15 protein-coding genes and 1 pseudogene are annotated in these 17204 nt (G+C 51.6%); 10 read left to right on the forward strand and 6 right to left on the reverse strand.

Annotated features, from left to right (window positions below; translation table 11 throughout):
- Positions 1-52: 52 nt before the first annotated feature.
- The 5 genes from P4S53_RS08460 to P4S53_RS08480 form a co-directional block, all read right to left on the reverse strand.
- On the reverse strand, positions 53-2221 hold the full coding sequence (locus P4S53_RS08460; protein WP_337112329.1) for a carbohydrate-binding protein: 2169 nt from the start codon (positions 2219-2221) through the stop codon (positions 53-55).
- A 136-nt stretch (positions 2222-2357) separates the two neighbouring features.
- Complete coding sequence (locus P4S53_RS08465) at positions 2358-3968, reverse strand: glycoside hydrolase family 3 N-terminal domain-containing protein (protein ID WP_337112330.1); 1611 nt, start codon at positions 3966-3968, stop codon at positions 2358-2360.
- A 36-nt stretch (positions 3969-4004) separates the two neighbouring features.
- Entirely contained in the window at positions 4005-4982 is a 978-nt protein-coding gene (locus P4S53_RS08470; protein WP_337112331.1) for an ABC transporter permease, read from the reverse strand.
- 16 nt (positions 4983-4998) lie between these two features.
- Positions 4999-6483 (reverse strand): sugar ABC transporter ATP-binding protein, encoded by a 1485-nt coding sequence (locus tag P4S53_RS08475; protein ID WP_337112332.1) that lies wholly within the window; start codon positions 6481-6483, stop codon positions 4999-5001.
- 57 nt (positions 6484-6540) lie between these two features.
- The gene (locus P4S53_RS08480; protein WP_442958653.1) at positions 6541-7557 is read right to left on the reverse strand and encodes a substrate-binding domain-containing protein; all 1017 of its coding nucleotides are present in this window, start codon (positions 7555-7557) and stop codon (positions 6541-6543) included.
- A 378-nt stretch (positions 7558-7935) separates the two neighbouring features.
- On the opposite strand from P4S53_RS08480, the gene P4S53_RS08485 reads away from it, so the two are divergent.
- Entirely contained in the window at positions 7936-8736 is an 801-nt protein-coding gene (locus tag P4S53_RS08485; protein WP_337112334.1) for a response regulator transcription factor, read from the forward strand.
- Between the two features lie 42 nt (positions 8737-8778).
- Here the strand turns inward: P4S53_RS08485 and P4S53_RS08490 are convergent, their stop codons facing one another.
- The gene (locus P4S53_RS08490; protein ID WP_337112335.1) at positions 8779-8994 is read right to left on the reverse strand and encodes a hypothetical protein; all 216 of its coding nucleotides are present in this window, start codon (positions 8992-8994) and stop codon (positions 8779-8781) included.
- A gap of 319 nt (positions 8995-9313) precedes the next feature.
- Between P4S53_RS08490 and P4S53_RS08495 the strand changes: the two genes are divergently transcribed.
- The 9 genes and pseudogenes from P4S53_RS08495 to proV all read left to right on the forward strand — a co-directional run bounded on the left by P4S53_RS08495 (position 9314) and on the right by proV (position 17203).
- Entirely contained in the window at positions 9314-9943 is a 630-nt protein-coding gene (locus P4S53_RS08495; protein ID WP_337112336.1) for a thermostable hemolysin, read from the forward strand.
- Complete coding sequence (locus P4S53_RS08500; protein WP_337112337.1) at positions 9940-10422, forward strand: hypothetical protein; 483 nt, start codon at positions 9940-9942, stop codon at positions 10420-10422. The genes P4S53_RS08495 and P4S53_RS08500 overlap by 4 nt, the downstream gene beginning before the upstream one ends.
- Positions 10353-10874, forward strand: a pseudogene (locus P4S53_RS08505) (AMP-binding protein); the annotation flags it as partial. The gene P4S53_RS08500 and the pseudogene P4S53_RS08505, both read left to right, overlap by 70 nt.
- Positions 10875-11507: 633 nt before the next feature.
- On the forward strand, positions 11508-12185 hold the full coding sequence (locus P4S53_RS08510; protein WP_337112423.1) for a TenA family transcriptional regulator: 678 nt from the start codon (positions 11508-11510) through the stop codon (positions 12183-12185).
- 40 nt (positions 12186-12225) lie between these two features.
- Positions 12226-13035 (forward strand): SDR family oxidoreductase, encoded by an 810-nt coding sequence (locus tag P4S53_RS08515; RefSeq protein WP_337112338.1) that lies wholly within the window; start codon positions 12226-12228, stop codon positions 13033-13035.
- Positions 13036-13051: 16 nt separating this feature from the next.
- On the forward strand, positions 13052-13705 hold the full coding sequence (locus P4S53_RS08520) for a tetratricopeptide repeat protein (RefSeq protein ID WP_337112339.1): 654 nt from the start codon (positions 13052-13054) through the stop codon (positions 13703-13705).
- A 3-nt stretch (positions 13706-13708) separates the two neighbouring features.
- Positions 13709-14368 (forward strand): response regulator, encoded by a 660-nt coding sequence (locus P4S53_RS08525; RefSeq protein WP_337112340.1) that lies wholly within the window; start codon positions 13709-13711, stop codon positions 14366-14368.
- The gene (locus P4S53_RS08530) at positions 14355-15806 is read left to right on the forward strand and encodes a sensor histidine kinase (protein WP_337112341.1); all 1452 of its coding nucleotides are present in this window, start codon (positions 14355-14357) and stop codon (positions 15804-15806) included. Before P4S53_RS08525 ends, P4S53_RS08530 begins: the two co-directional genes overlap by 14 nt.
- A gap of 206 nt (positions 15807-16012) precedes the next feature.
- A complete protein-coding gene (gene proV / locus P4S53_RS08535) occupies positions 16013-17203 on the forward strand; it encodes a glycine betaine/L-proline ABC transporter ATP-binding protein ProV (RefSeq protein WP_337112342.1) in 1191 nt (396 codons plus the stop codon).
- Position 17204: the final 1 nt, after the last annotated feature.

The following is a 17204-nucleotide window of genomic DNA, read 5'->3' on the forward strand; positions in this document are numbered from 1 at the left end:
ACTCAGGAATACGTTTATTCGTCATCAATGACTGATCAGTTACAAGGGCCGATCAATGTCCAGGGACCCCCTGATCCGGCTGATTATTATTCGTCCACCATTTGGCTTCGTAAATATTACCGTTATAAAGCGCCTGATCACCTGCGGTATAAATCTGACCATTGACCCAAGGTGCGGGGCAAGATGAACCCGGTTCAAAGCTTACAACCAGAGTCTGATTGGCTGTCACAGCGGTGAAGGTGTAACTGCTGCTCACAGGCTGAGCGACACCATTAACAACCACTGAACTGACGGTGTAACCACTGTCTGGTACAAAGTTGACCGTAAAGTCATCGCCACCTTTTGCAGACAGGACACCGGATGCATCAGGTGCTGGTGAAATCGTACCCCCACTACCACTGACACTGGCACTAATCTCAAAGTAAACCGGAATATCAATGGTCGTCTCTGTATAACTACCGGTAAAACCTGCAAAATTACTGGCAGACAGCGTCGTCACATCCGTATTATTCAATACCAGACGCTTCTGATTTCCCTGAGCAAAGGGATCCAGTAAGGTGATGACTGTGTTTGCGCCCTCCTGAGTCAGCTTCACAGCACTGAACGGAATCGCTTCATTGCTTGGCGTAGTAATGACGGTTTTTGCCACATCAAAACTATTTACGACCAGCTCAACATTCCAGCCCCAGGTCACACTATTGATTGGCACAATATAACCCAGACGATCATAGCCACCTGTTACATTGACAAACATATCCGGCGTGAGGTCAGCCAGGGTCAGTCCCACCAGCTCATAAGAGGCATAAATACCACCATCTTCAGCCTGTGGACCAATAATCACTGAGGTTGCAGTCTCGAAAGCTTTCAAATGTTTGAAGCCGATACCGGCACTACCTTCAATCTTATCAACTGCGGGATCAAACCCGGTAACCACTTGCTTGCCTGAGTTCCAGGCCAGCGTATAGACATCCGACTTCACAATCACCTGCTCGGTATTGGCCTGCACGTCTGCAGCAGTCACACCATTCAGGACCACAGTCTGGCCGGAGAACTGTAACTCTGTGCCACCAGCAACGGAAGAAACCACCAGGCCAGCCAATGGATCCGCAGCTTGCCAGCCGCGCAGCACAATAATGTCATCACCAACGGTAAAATCGTTCACTGTCGTGACCGCACCCGTTTGCTCATTCAGCAGAATCTGATCTTTACCGCCACCGGTAATCACAGTGTCATTACCTTCACCAGCAGTCAGCACTTCGTCGTAAGGTGAACCCTCGATGACATCGTTCCCCGGGGTATCAAAAATGGTATTGAAGCCGCCGAACTTATGGACATATTTGGTAATACACGTCCCCAGCTCGTCACAGGTAATCTGATCATTAGTCAGCAATGCGGCAGTCCCCCAGGCGCCACGTAAGTGGGCAGCGGCCAAAATACCGGACATTGTTGCCTGAACCTGAATCGGATTACCGTCGTCGTCTGTACCCGGCCAGCTTTTTGCCAGCGCCTGTCCCCAGGTCATGTTCGCGTCATCAAGTAACTTGCTGATCACTTTGACGTTAAAGTGCATTGCATCGCGCATCACCAGTTCTTGCTTTTCAGGCAGACGCAAATCGGCTAAAGAGTTCACACCATTTTTACCGACAAATGTGCCTTCCCAGCGGTTATTATCTGTCACATAAACCTGATTACCCCCTGAACCCTCGATTTCTGCTAAGGCTTCGGTTTTACAGCCAATCCAGGTTGAATCAGGAACAAACATATAAAAACTGTCGTAATCAGTCCCATCAATGTTTACCACATTCGGGCTGTAATAACCGGCATCAATCAGAACGGCCTCACCCAGCTGATAACCTATAAAGCCCCACGCATTCATAGAGTTATACTGCATCTGCCGGAACATTTCCGGATCATTCGGTGTGTTCGGGTTATAAATATTATCAATACCCAGTTTGGTAAAGAACTGGCTGATAGTCGTTGGCTCAGAGAGCATAGTGCCTGTTGAACAGTCACGAACCAGACGACCGGGTTCTGTCACTTGCGCATAGGTATACACAGGATTATCCAGGTTCTGGGCATAAAAATCAGCCAGAGCAGGATTAATACCCGATTCAAAATCACGCAATGAGTCCAAGAACCCCTGAATACCGCTTGCTTGTGCCTGTCCACTTAATGCTGAGGCCACCAGCAAAGTGACGAGCCCGTATTTTGTCTTTAACATAATTTCCCTTTCTTTTCTTTCCTATTGAGGGGAACCCTCTCCCAAATCTCCCAACCGCAAAATACTGGGAGGCCGCCCCGCTGGCGCACGCCAGCAGGAAATTTAATCTGTGTCTATTCGATCAGAATGTGAGCGGTCAGCTCATCCGGTTCACAGCGCAGCCATGTCCGGCCGCATGCTCACCAGCCAGTACCCTGGCTGCAGCAGCAGCACTTTCAGGCCGGGAGGAGTGAGCACAGAGGTAGTGAGAGACTGTGGGATAACGCAGCAAGTCATAGGGGCTGCGCAACGCCACAACGATCAGATGACTGAAGTCCTGGCTGAGTTGCTGAACCAGTTGCTGAGCCTGCACCTGGTCAAAGTCTTCACCGGGTAGCGGATGGTTTTCAGTGACCACTACCAAGTAACCGTCGCTACAGCTTTCGGGCAGCTGATCGGCACTGACTTCCTGCCACACCGCTTCTGTCTGACGCAGGGTTTGGATAAATGCCTCATAAGCGGGTTGAGACTGATTCGGGCCAATCCCTCTGGGATTCATCAGGTTATGATAACTGGACTCCGGCGTAGCATTGATCACATAGAGTTTCTGACCTTGGGTCTCTAAGCCGCCGCGCACCCAGGTCACTGCCGACTCTGCCGCCTGCCTGGCCACTATCTGGCCGGCTGGCATAGAGACTTTGTGAAACAACGGCATGGGCTGCAGCTTATCCAGCTTAAAGTGCACCACTTTTTGTAATGCCTCATCAATGACTTGCTCAGACAGTTCGCCAGATTTCACGGCATCAATCACACCGTGAATCATCGCCAGTTGCTTGTCCAGATACGCCTCTGAGTGATCATAGTGCTCTTCAGAGAGCATGATCATGGTAATCCCGGCCTGCATGGCCCGGACAGCGGCTTCAACCGGCGTATAATGATGCTGGATGGCGCCCATGTTCATGCTGTCGGAAATAATAATGCCGTCAAATCCCATATCCTTGCGTAACACCTGCTGCAAGATCACTGATGACAGTGTCGCCGGGTAAGTGTCATCAAGCTGCGGATAAAGAATGTGGCTGGTCATCACCAGATCCACGCCAGCATTGATCGCCGCCTGAAACGGTGCCAGATCATTGGCTTTCAGCTCGTCGTACGATTTATTGACGCGGGGGATATCCCTGTGCGTGTCTCCCTGCGTGTCACCATGACCGGGAAAATGCTTGGCGCAGGCGGTAATGTCGCCTTGGTGTAATCCGCGAACCGCAGCGGCAGAATGGGCGCTGACTTTCTTCGGCTGATCGCCAAACGAACGGGTATCGATAATGGGCGATTCCGGATTAAAGTTCACATCACAGCAAGGGCCGAGGATGCAGTTAAAGCCGGCATATCGCATTTCATCACCGATCACTTTATACATGCGTTCCGTCCCCGTCACGGCGTCCGGCACCCCCAGCGCCAGATTGCCCGGCCCGGTCGTCGACTCTCCCACCAGGACGCCCCAGGCACCTTCCTGATCCACGCCCAGCAATAAAGGCAAGCGATGGTGATGCTTGACGATGACATCCAGCGACTGATTCAGCTGATGTGCTTCGGTGAACGTTTCCGCGTTGTCCTGGCTTAAGTAACAGCCGCCCAGGTTATACTCTGCCACCATCTGACGCGTCGCCTCGGCAGATTTGCCGGGAAATGCCAGAATAAACAGCTGACCCACTTTCTCCTTGAGTGTCCAGCCGGCAATCAGCTCTGCCACTTGTATTTCTGAAGCCATGATTCTCTCCCATCATCCTTAATCAAAGTAAAAACGTTATTTCTTACGTAACTGGCGAATCTGGCCCATGGTGAAAGTCACCGCCACAATCACAATGATGCCGCGCAGGATCAGCTGCTGATCGACATTCAGCCCCATCAGAATCAAGCCGTTGTTCACCATACCCATGATGAGCGCCCCAATCACCGAGCCGATCACGGTTCCTTTACCGCCAAACAAGTTGGTGCCACCGATAATTACCGCGGCAATCACCAGCATCAGGTCGTTTTCACCTAAGGTGTAACGGGCGCTGTAAAGGCGGCCTGAGTACAAAATACCGGCCAGCGCAGCAAGAAAACCGTTCAGCATCAGTACATACAGCTTGATACGGTTAACATTGATCCCTGAATACATGGCAGAAACTTTATTGCCCCCCGTCGCCAGCACATGTTTCCCAAAGGTGGTATTGCGCAGCACAAAGGCACCAATGACGGTGACGATAATGGTCCAGATAAACAGGATGGAAAACGGGCCAATGTCGCCGGAGCCAAAGATGAAGGTATAGGTATCATTATCAATCGGAATCGACTGCAACGACGTCGACCATCGGGCAATACCGGTAATAATGCCAGTTGTCCCTAAGGTGACCAGAAACGATGGAATCCCCACCTGAGTGACAAAAACCCCGTTCACAAAACCTATCATGGTGCCCACCATCAGCGCGGCAGACATAGCAAGCAAAATGCTGTCGGTTTCCTGCAGTGTCAGGGCCGACACGATGGCGGCTAAAGCCACAGTGGCACCAAAAGACAGGTCAATCTCCGCCGCACTCAGCACAAAGGTCATGCCGACCGCCATGATGGCGATGGTTGCGGTCTGGCGGGCAATGTTCATCAGGTTGACTGAAGTCAGAAACCCTTTGTCATGCAGCATCACCGAAAAGAAGATGAAGATGCCGATAAAGACAAAATAAATAATGTAATCGCGCCAGTTAATGCGGCTTGTCCGTGGCGGCTGAAGTGTTTTCTCGTTCATTCGCAATTCCTTATCCTTACTGCACTGCTGCCAGCAATGCTTCTTCCGTCATACGCTGGCCACTGAAATGGCGAACGATACGCCCCTTGTTGACCACATAAATTACATCGCAGAAACTGCCCACTTCGGCATATTCACTGGACACAAAAATCACGCCATTCCCCTGAGCGACATACTGATTCACAATTTTCATGATTTCGTATTTCGCATTGATATCAATGCCGAATGTCGGATCATCAAGCAGCAGGACTTTCGCGTCTGTGGACAGACATTTGCCAATCACCACTTTCTGCTGGTTGCCGCCGGACAAAAAGCGTACCGGCTGAGACACACCTGTGGTCTTCACCCCCAGTTTTTTAATGGTGTCTTCCACCATGGACTGCCCTTTGGCTTTATCCAGCACCATAGAGCGTGAGATCCGGTCAAACGACGCCATCAAGACGTTGTCTTCGACAGAAAAATCCAGCACCAGTCCCTGAGAACGGCGCTCTTCCGGCACCATATTGATCCCGCTTTCGATTGCTTGCCGGGGTGAGTGTATATTCACGACCTGGCCGTTCACCCTTACTTCACCACTCTGTATCGGCGTTAAGCCATAAATCGCTTCCAGAATTTCGGTTCTGCCGCTGCCCAGCAATCCCGCCAGGCCGACCACCTGACCCGGCATCACCTTCAGGGATACGTCATCCAGATCGCAGGTCGTAACGTTACACAACTCTAATAACGGCACTGTCTCTGGTGTGGATGTGGCCGGGCGCTCCCAGACAAAATCCGTGTCGGTTTTGCTGCCCAGCATGGCTTCAACCAGCGCATCGACCGAGGTGTCTGCCGTCTGGGTTTCCAGTACGCTATAGCCATCTCGCAGCACAGTCACCGCATCGCAGATACGCATAATGTCACTCATATAATGCGTAATGTAGATAATTGAAATACCTTTGCTTTTCAGATTTCTGATCACAGTGAACAGCGCATTGATTTCATTGTTCGACAAGGATGCGGTTGGCTCGTCCAGTACCAGAATACGGGCATCCATTGCCATGGCTTTGGCAATCTCAATAAACTGCTGCTCACCGACGCTCAAGGTCTCCACCTTCTGCCGAGGGTCTATATCTACCCCCAGCGTCGCCAGAATCGGTTCGGCCTGACGTACCCGGTCACGATTTGATATCAGTGCTGAACGCTGAGAATGAGTCAGAAAAATATTGTCTGCCACACTCAAGCTGGGGATCAGGCTGAGATCCTGATAGACCATCGCAATCCCTTTCGCCTGTGCCTCTTTCGGAGTGGCAAAATGACTCTGTTCGCCGAAGAGACGGATCTCACCGCCGTCCCGCTGATGAAAGCCATTGATCAGTTTGACCAGGGTTGATTTACCGGCCCCGTTCTGACCGACCAGGGCGTGTACCTCTCCGGTTTTCAGAGTGAAATTAACCTCTTTCAGCACCGGATTTCCATCAAAGCCTTTCTTAAGGCGACGGGCTTCAATTGCATTCACTTCCATTGAATACCTCTTTATAGCGGTATGCCGACAACACGCTGGCATACCTGCAAACCGAATTTAATGACCCAATGCTTTTTGCACAGAAGCCGGGGCTTCGCGGCGGAGCGCCTGCTGCCAGGCATCAGCCAGATTATCGCGTGTCACGGCACTGGCACTGACGGTGACAAACGGTGGCGTGTATTCACCCAATTTCGCCAGGGCGCCCATGCGGGCTAGTGTCTGCCCCAGGTCATAAGGCAAATCGGTCACGATACCGGCAACGTTTCGGCCTTTGGCCATATCCAGCGCATTGGCAGCGCCGAGATCCATGGTCACCACTTTAATGTCTTTACGTCCCGCAGCGCGCGTTGCCGCGACGACGCCTTCGGCAATGCTGTCCCAGGGCGCATAAATGGCGGTCATATCCGGGTACTGGGTAATCAGCGCCGAAGCCACCACTTCACCGTCATTCGCATTGGCAATCCCACGCTTTGCCACAATCTCAATACCCGGGTAATTTTTCTGCAGATTGGTCAGTACCGCTTGATCACGCTGGTTGGTCACGTAATAATTAGCTTCGTGATAAATAAACCCGACTTTCCCTTCATTACCCACCGCCTTGGCGAGCATATCGGCAGCCAGTTTCCCCATCTGGAACAAATCATCCGTCACGATCCCGGCATAGTCTTTACCATGTTCAAAACCACTGGGCAGATTACTGATGAGCACCAGTTTACTACCCTGCTGTACGGCAGGTTTAAACGCAGCAGCCCCTGACACCGGGTCGACCACCAGTGCAATCAGAATGTCCGGCTTCATGGCCATCGTGGTTTCAACATCCGTTTTTTGCTTATTGGCATCAAATTCCGCGTCTGTCACGGCCACCACGTCAATGTTCAGTTCAGCAAACATGTCTTTCGCGCCATCAATCAGGGCGTTGGACCAATCTGATGTGCTATGCATCAGAATTGCTGCCGTGTAATCCTTGCTTTTAATCGCACTTTCTTGCGAGGTATTTAAAACCACTTCGGTGTAAGGCGTCGCTTTCTCACCGTTAGGTCCTTGTGTGGAAGTGACTTCTGCCAATGACGGCATGGTCACGGCCAAAAGAGCAGTAACACCTAGCGTTTGGCATACCTGAGCTATTTTCTTCATCTTCATTCCCTGTCCCCATCTGTTCCATTGAGTATTACATGAGTATTAATATAGGTGTTTTTTAGGTATTTAATGAGATCAAGATCTCGACACATACTCTTTACATAGTGATAACAATCACAACAACGATTGAAAATTCAACGGGAAAATCATTGACCCTATCAATAATCCCCGTAAAAAGCGCAATGAAACGAGGGAGAACACCCATTTAATACCTACAAATCAAAAAGCAAGGTGATTGATAGGTAAAAGCTGGGTATCATGGCAGGGAAATACTGACCAGGGCCGCGGTCTGTATAAAAGAGGTAATCAGGAAACATGAGTCAGCACACCGCTAATCAAAACAGCAGTTCTGCTAAAGTGACTGCCGGTATTTACCAGCAAATACTGGTACATCACGATATCTACTTTATTGCATTCGATCAGCATGAGCAGGTGATTGCCAGTAACTATCCGGTTGCAACACTCACACTCAAGCAGCTGAATGATCTTGTTTTTCTGGTCGGCCCGGCGAATATTGCGCAAATTCGATCAGTGCTGCAGCAGCAAACCGAGCGATGCCGTTTCTCTGTCGCCAATCTCGAGTTCGAGACCCAGTGTCTGCAGGATGGAGAAAGCCCGGCGGTCTATTGCCTGTATATCAAAGCCAAGGACGACAGCACCAGCGAGCCCAAGTTGTCCGCCATTGAGCAGGATTATAAAATTATCAACGAACTTGCCAGCTCTCTGAGTTTCCTCACCACGGCATCGGAGAATCATCTGCCCGAGCATCTGCAGCAGGAGGTGCGTGATACCCATTTACCGGAAGTGGAAGCCCGACTGAAGCAGGTGCAGGATCCCGGGCTGAAAATGTGCCTTGAGATTGTAAAATCCAATATGGAAAGCCTGCTGAACGATGTACCGGGAATGAATAGCCGTTTGCTGGAGGTGCTGACCCCGTCAGAGCTGCAGGTTGCAGAATTCATTCGAGGCGGGATGTCGAGTAAAGAAATTGCCAGTACCCTGAATGTGGCGCGCAAGACGGTGGAAAACCACAGAAACAGCTTACGCAACAAACTGGGTATCACTAACAGAGGGGTTAATCTCAGGAATTACCTGTTGAGCCTGGAAAAGAAATAATCATCCTTAATTCAATGTTGCCTGTGTCAAACTTTTGACTTATCAACCGTTCGCGGTACGCAGGCGTTGCGGCCACAGAGTTGTACCGGACGACAGCATCACAATCTTTCCTTCCCGTGCTTCACCCGAATGATGGGAAAGCACATTACCCAGCAGCGGTTCAACTTTCATAGGACTGCGCGAAGCCGGAATCATGTCGATTAAACGGGAGAACTCTTCAAATCCCATTGGTTCAAGATGATTTGCTCGAATTTTCATGTTCATTGCGCTTCTACACTCCTTTCCTTGGCGGTCATCATCGCAACAAAATATGACAATAATAAATCTCAATGTGACATTTATGTTAAACGTTAATTCCCTGTAAGAAATTGACATATCCCTCAATAATCTGGACGTACCTCTTAAATCACTACGAGCAAGGTCACAAATATTAAAGATAGGAAACATAACTAAAATCAATGTATCACCTCATTGCGACTGAAAAGCCGTGAAGATGAGATGATTATTTTTATGTCTTAAGTCTGTCTTAAGTTTCCCTTTCTAAGGTGTGTATACATACCTTAAGGGGAAATATGCGATGGATCAGAATAATTTTAACAAAATAACCTTGGTGCATATTGATAAAGATCATCCTTTACGTGAGAAAACAGAATCTTATGTTGCCTCACGCTATGCTTCTGCCTTTCACGCACGCATCCACACCTTCATGCCCGACTTCCTGGCATTAGTCGATGACCAGAATCAACTCTTGTCAGTCTGCGGTTTTCAATCTGCTGACACCGGACCGCTGTTCCTGGAGCAATATCTGGATCTGCCTGCTGACCACCTGATGTCTGAGCGGTTTGGCTTGCCTGTCTCTCGTTGCGAATTGATTGAATTTGGCCAGCTCGCTGCATTTTCTAAAGGAATGTCATCTTTGCACTTCACCCTGATTGCCCGGTATATGGTCAATCAGGGCTACCACTGGTGCATTTTCACTGCGACCGGGCCATTGCAGGCCATGATGCGCCGGTTCGGATTAAACCCGCACATACTGGCAGATGCATCACCCGATCGTATTCCTGATGCTGAAAAAATCTGGGGCACCTATTATTGCCACCAGCCCAGAATCTCAGGCGGCAACCTGGCGGCCGGCCTGCAAACTCTGATCCAGCACCAGCAGACGTCACCGTTCGCGCTCAGCCTGACCCAGGGAGGACTGGCATGAGTAATCTGATCCTTGAGCGGCTGTTTCAGTTCGCGCAAACAGCTCCCCGGCAGACAGCCCTTCAGGGGCGTAATCCGGATACCGGTCACCCCATCAGCCTCAGCTTCCATCAACTGGCTGATGAGGTCATACGTGCTGCCGATACCCTTAACCAGCAAGACGTTCATTGTCTGGCCCTCAAAGCCGATAACGGGCTGGCCTGGGCGATTGCCGATCTTGCCGCCATGGTCGCCGGAAAAGTGCTGATACCGGTTCCCGTTTTTTCTCTGATCAACAAATCCGGCACCTGCTCACTGCATCGCAGGTTGATGCGCTGTGGGGCAACTGGTCAGTCGATGAGCACGCAGAGTCAATGGCGATTGCCGATCTGCCTTTCTATCGGTTGTCTTCTCGCGGCCAGCCCGGCCCGTTGCATCCTCAGACCTGTAAAGTCACCTTTACTTCGGGTTCCACCGCCCAGCCCAAAGGGGTATGTCTGAGTCAGCACCATCTGGCCACCACCAGTCAGGGGTTAGCGGAAGCTATCACCCCGAGTGTCAATCCCAGAAAGCATCTGGTGATGTTGCCGCTTGCCACCTTGCTCGAGAACATCACCGGTCTGTATGTGCCGCTGCTGCTGGGAGCGACTTCGGTGATATTACCGGGTGAGGACGTCGGCCTGACAGGCTCCAGTGCCTTTGATCCGGTGCGTTTCGCTCAGGTTCTGGCCGAACATCAGCCGGAAAGCCTGGTGCTGACGCCGGCATTACTGATGGCGCTTTGTCAGATTGCCGCTCAACAGCCGGCACTGACCCGGTCGCTGCAATTTGTGGCGGTCGGCGGCGCACGGGTCGCTCCCGCCCTGCTGGCACAGGCACATGCACTGAACATTCCCGCTTATGAAGGATATGGTCTGTCAGAGTGCGGTTCTGTGGTCAGCCTCAATCTGCCCGGTGCCGACAAGCCCGGAAGCTGCGGTCGTCCCCTTTCCCATTCCAGGATCAACGTCACGCCCGAGGGTGACATTCAGGTTACCGGCAACAGCATGCTGGGATACCTCGGCCAAGAGGCAAGCCCAGACACAATAAACACAGGTGACATCGGCTATCTGGATGACGACGGATTTCTCCATGTAACCGGTCGGCGCAAGAATCAGCTGATCACCGGCTTTGGCCGCAATATCTCACCCGAATGGATTGAATCAGAAGCCCAGGCATTTCCCTCGCTGTTTGGCATGGTGGTGATTGGTGACTCACAACTCACACTGAGCGGCATTCTCTTCAGCCAGTCACCGGACTCGGTGCCGCCAGCCATACAGGCACTGAATCAACAACTGCCGGATTATGCCCGAATCGGCAACCTGATCATCACAGACCAGCCCCTGTCTCGTATCCCGGGCTTGATGACGGCCAATGGCCGCCCCAAACGCGACGCTTTGCATCGTTACTTTATGCCTGCCTTGCTCACCGCACAGACAGAGACAAGATCTTGGCACAGCAGCCAGGCGTCGCTGTCGCTTTACACTGCCAAAACGTTCACTGACCAGCTTGCGCTCACTCCTTATACAACGAAAGAGGACACCCCTATGAGTTCGGGATTTTTCCAGACCCTGATCACAGAAACCGAAGCGGCCCGCAGCCGTATGGCGGACGCCCCCATTTTTACCGCCTGTCAGCAAGGCACGATTGATACTGCAACTTATCTGGCTTTTCTGACCCAGGCTTACCATCACGTTAAACATACTGTGCCCCTGCTGATGGCTTGTGGCAGCAAATTAAGCGAAGACTATGAATGGCTCCGTCAGGCGATTGGGCATTACATTGAAGAGGAAATGGGCCACCAGGCCTGGATACTGAACGACATCGCAGCCTGCGGGGGAAATCCCGATCCGGTCCGCGACAACCAGGGACCAGGCAAAGTCGGCCTGCCCATAGAGCTGATGGTGTCCTATCTCTATCACCAGATTGACCGCCGTAACCCGATGGGACTGTTCGGCATGGTCTGGGTGCTGGAAGGGACCAGTGTCAGTATCGGCGGTCCGATCGCGCAGCGCATCCAGCAAGTACTCGGCCTGCCTGATAACGCCATGACCTATCTCAAGTCACACAGTGAGCTGGATCAGAGCCATATTCAGACCTTCGAAGGTTTAATGAACCGCATTAACGATCCTGCCGATCAACGCGCCATCATCGAGAGTGCCAATACGGTCTACAGCCTTTATGGCCAGATGCTGGCCTCACTGCCGATACCCAGGCTGCACTAACCAGAACGAACGATAAATTTACGTGCACAGGAGATCTTGCATGGATATCAAAAATAAACGCCTGCTGCTGACCGGCGCTTGCGGGGGAATCGGCGCTGAGATTGCCGCAGTATTGGCCGACGCCGGCGCCAGCCTGATTCTGGTCGGCCGTAACGAAAGTAAACTCAGGGCGTTACAGCTTTCACTGAACCAGCCTGACTCGCACCTGCTGATAGTGGCAGACCTGAGTACACCACAAGGCATTGAGACCATTAATCTGGCCTGCCAGCAATGGAAGCAGGCAGGCACGCCCATTCACGGCCTGATCAACAATGCCGGCAGTAATTGCTTTGCCAGTCTGTCGCAACGTGAACCGGCAAGTATCAGCAATGAGATTCATCTGAACCTGACAGTGCCGGTGCTCCTTTGTCAGCAGGCGCTGAACTGGTTGTCCCGGCCGGCTCTGATCCTCAACATAGGCTCAACGTTTTCGGCTATCGGTTATCCCGGCTACACCACTTATTGCGCCAGTAAAGCCGGATTACACAGATTCAGTGAAGCGCTGCACCGCGAACTTGACGGAACCGGCGTGCAGGTGCTGTACCTCGCCCCGCGGGCCACGGACACCACACTGAACTCAGCCACAGTGACCGAACTCAATCAGCAGCTGGGCAATCATATTGATGCTCCCCGCTGGGTGGCTGAGCAAGTCCTGCACAGCCTTAGAAATGAAACACAAATTCGCTGGCTGGGATGGCCGGAGAAACTCTGGGTTCGGGTAAACCAGATCCTCCCAGCGTCGGTAGCCAATGCTATCCGCAAACAAAGCAACACAATACGCCAGTACCTGACCAAAGCCGAAGTCATCTGATATCCATGGAGGCATTATGAAAACATTTACCTTTTCACCGGTTACATCCCTGCTGACCTTTGCCTGTATCCTGGGTGCATCCGTCAGTTTCAGCAGTCTGGCCGTCGCTGATGAGCTCAGTGATATCCAGCAACAATGGGCGAAATGCCAGTACGATACCTTTAACAAAGACAACAAAGTGCAGTGTCTCAATCAGGTGATCGCCAACAATCAACAAGCTCTGCGCCAGGCGCCGACCCGCTCCGATCTGAAAGTCTGGCTGGCCATCAACAAAAGCAGCCTGGCCGGCGCAAAAGGCGGACTGAGTGCCCTGCCACTGGTAAAAGAAGCTAAGTCGTTGTTAGAAGATGTGATCCGCACCGATCCGAATGTGCTGGACGGCTCTGCCTATACCAGTCTGGGCACGTTATACTATCAGGTGCCGGGCTGGCCGATTGGCTTTGGAGATGACGACAAAGCGGAAGCTATGCTGAAAAAGGCACTGGCAATCAACCCGAACGGTATCGATCCGAATTACTTTTATGGCGATTTTCTGGCTCAGAACGGCCGTCGTGATGATGCAATCAGCTATCTGAAGAAAGCCAGTCAGGCCAAGCCTCGCCCCGGCCGAAAACTGGCCGATACAGGCAGACAGCAGGAAATCCGACAAAAACTGAAGGAGCTGCAATAACCGATGCGCATCTTACTAATCGAAGATGATCTGATGCTGGGTGAATCCATGGTGGCCTCACTGAGCCGCCGTGGCTACACCGTTGACTGGTTACAGCAAGGTCAGGGAGTTGAACTCGCCCTGAAAACCGAGGACTTCCTGGCCGTTATTTTAGACTTAACCCTGCCCGATATTGACGGCCTGCAGGTATTACGGCAGATTCGTCGCTCAGGTCACCAACTGCCCGTCATGATTCTTACCGCCCGTGACGGGATTGACGACCGTGTGAAAGGGCTGGACGGCGGCGCGGATGATTATCTGGTAAAGCCGTTCGCGCTGGAAGAGTTACTGGCCCGCTTGCGGGTCATGATACGTCGGCTGTCCGGCAGCTCTGAAACGGAGATTCAGTTAGGCGAGCTGACCTTATCGCTGCTCAACAATGATGTGTGCTTTCGTGGCGAGCCGGTGAAACTTACCCGCAATGAATTCAAAATTCTCAGTACGCTGGTCGCACAGGCGGGCCGGGTGATGAGCAAAGATAAGCTCCAGCAAGCCCTGCACGGTTGGGATGACACCGCCAGTGATAACGCCATTGAAGTGCATATCCACAATATCCGGAAAAAACTGGGCAGTCCTGTGATTAAAAATATTCGCGGCGTAGGGTATATCATTGAAAACCGCTGAGACCACACCTGTTCTTTCCATCAAAAAAAGGCTGATCACGCTGACCGTGGCGGCTGCAACTGTGCTGATTGCCATTTCATGGAGCCTGATCTTTGCTGAATCCAAACATGAAATTGATGAGATCTTTGACGCCCGGCTGGGGCAATCAGCGAAGCTGCTGGCACTCAGTGCACCGCAACTGCTCAACATGCCGCCGGAACAAATAGAGCAATTTTATAACGACTGGTATCAGGGAATCAGCAATCATGCCGCTTTCAGTGATGATGATCCGACCCCTTATGGCCACCCCTATGAACAAAAGCTGATGTTTCAGCTTTTCGACGCTCAGGGCAAGGTTCTGCTGCGCTCTCCCAGCGCACCATCGCACCCGCTGTCGGCCACCGATCACATTGGCTACCATCCCATTACCTTTGATGACCAGCTTTGGCGTAGTTTTCAGATTCGCCTGCCATTTAGCGACGACAGCCAAGTTGCCGCATTTCTGGTGGTGGCCGAAAAACAAGCCATCCGCGATGAACTCATTGACGAAATTGCTTTTTCCACCGGGATTCCACAGTTATTGCTGATTCCCTGCCTGGCACTGGCCATTATCCTGCTGGTCAACTATGTCATGCAGCCGGTCGGTGAACTGCAACAAGCGCTTTCACTAAGAACAATCAATAAGTTGCATGCAATCAGGGTGTCGCAGCCCACGGAGGAGCTTAAGCCCCTCGTCGATCAGTTGAATTACCTGCTGTCAGAACTGGATAAAGCCTGGGTGCGCGAAAAACGCTTTACCCACACAGCGGCCCACGAGCTGAAAACACCGCTGGCTGTCCTGCGGCTAAACGCAGAAAATGCCCTGTCCAGCGATAATCCGGCTGATCTTCAGAGCGATCTCAACCACATTCTCAAAGGGATAGACAGGACTGACCGTCTTATTCAGCAGTTACTGATGCTGGCGAGAGTCGAAAGCGGCAACACCTTTTCGTTCAGCCATCTTGACCTGATGGAATGCCTGCGTGAGGTCATTGCTTCACTGGCGCCTTTAGCGTTAAGACAGGAACAAAATCTGTCTCTGGATGGCCCGTCCTCGCTCACGATTGAGGCCAATCTGCCGCTGCTGCACAGTCTGTTCAGCAATCTTATCGACAATGCCACCCGCTATGCAGGCGAGCATGCGGACATCAACATCAGCGTTCAGACATCGGAATCTGACCAGGTTCTGATTCGTGTCTGTGATTCGGGCCAGCCCATACCTGACGCAATTCGCGAGCGGATGTTTGAGAAATTCTTCCGGGCCAATACAGAACGCGGCGATGGTGCGGGACTGGGCATGTCCATCATCCGCGACATCGCTGAACTGCATGGCGGCACCATTTCACTGGAACCACAATCTTCGACAGGCAAAAACTGCTTCCTGGTCACCCTTCCGCTCAAAACCGGCCATATTCAATAGTCAACTAAGCATAGAATCAGGCTGCCTGCCCTGCGATGCGATTACCAGCTATCCTGCTGAAACACAGGCAAAAAACAAAACCATCACAGGTCACAATCACACAAGTCAGGCCAAATTAAACCCTACCCACTTGGAATCAGCTGCCATAATTACTTAGATAACAAAACATTTTATCTGTAAGGATTGAATAGCGGACACCCTCATTTATGACTGTCAAAATGGAAGTAAAAAATCTCTACAAAGTGTTTGGCAGCGCCCCAGAAAGGGCGTTTCCATTACTGGAGCAGGGGTTAGATAAGGATGCCATTTTTGAGAAAACCGGCCTGACTGTCGGCGTCAAAGATGCCACGCTCACCATTAACCAAGGCGAAATCTTCGTCATCATGGGTCTTTCAGGCTCAGGAAAATCAACGCTGGTTCGCCTGCTGAACCGCCTTATCGAACCCACCAGCGGCCAGGTACTGCTTGATAATAAAGACATCGCCAGCATCTCAGAGGACGAGTTGCGTACTGTGCGGCGGAACAATATCAGCATGGTGTTTCAGTCATTTGCCCTCATGCCCCATATGACGGTGATTGACAATACCGCCTTCGGCCTGGATCTCGCGGGGGTCGACAAAGCCACCCGTTACGATACCGCACTCCAGGCACTGGCACGGGTTGGACTGGAAGCTTATGCCGCCTCATACCCTGACGAGTTATCAGGAGGTATGAAGCAAAGGGTCGGTCTGGCAAGAGCACTGGCCAATGACCCGGACATCCTGTTGATGGATGAGGCCTTTTCTGCCCTTGATCCATTGATCCGCACCGAAATGCAAGATGAGCTTATCCGCCTGCAAAGCGATGACAAACGCACTGTGGTTTTTATTTCACACGACCTGGATGAAGCCATGCGGATTGGTGATCGAATTGCCATTATGCAAAATGGTGAAGTCGTTCAGATTGGCTCACCGGATGAAATCCTCCATCATCCGGCGAATGATTATGTGCGCTCTTTCTTTAAAGGCGTAGATGTCACCAATGTCTTTACCGCTAAAGACATCGCCCGCAAACAAGCCGTCACTGTGATAAAAAAAGCCGAAACTGACGGTCCGCGCGCCGCACTGAAGCTGCTCAATGATAATGACAGGGAGTACGGCATTGTGGTGGACCGGCGCAATTTGTATGTCGGGTTAGTGTCGACGGACACCCTGCAAACGGCCAGTAAAGCAGGCCATACCCTGACTCAAGCGCTGCTGGGCGATACCATCACTTTTCTGCCTGAAACCCCTGTCGGTGAACTAATCGGTCAGGTTGCCAATCTGCCTTATGGCGTGCCTGTTGTTGATGAAAACCAGATTTACCATGGTGTTATTACCAAAGCTCGCCTGTTACAGACACTAGATCGGGAGGCCTGAT

The sequence above is a fragment of the Photobacterium sp. Hal280 genome (genome assembly GCF_037162255.1).
In the GTDB taxonomy this organism is placed as follows: domain Bacteria; phylum Pseudomonadota; class Gammaproteobacteria; order Enterobacterales; family Vibrionaceae; genus Photobacterium.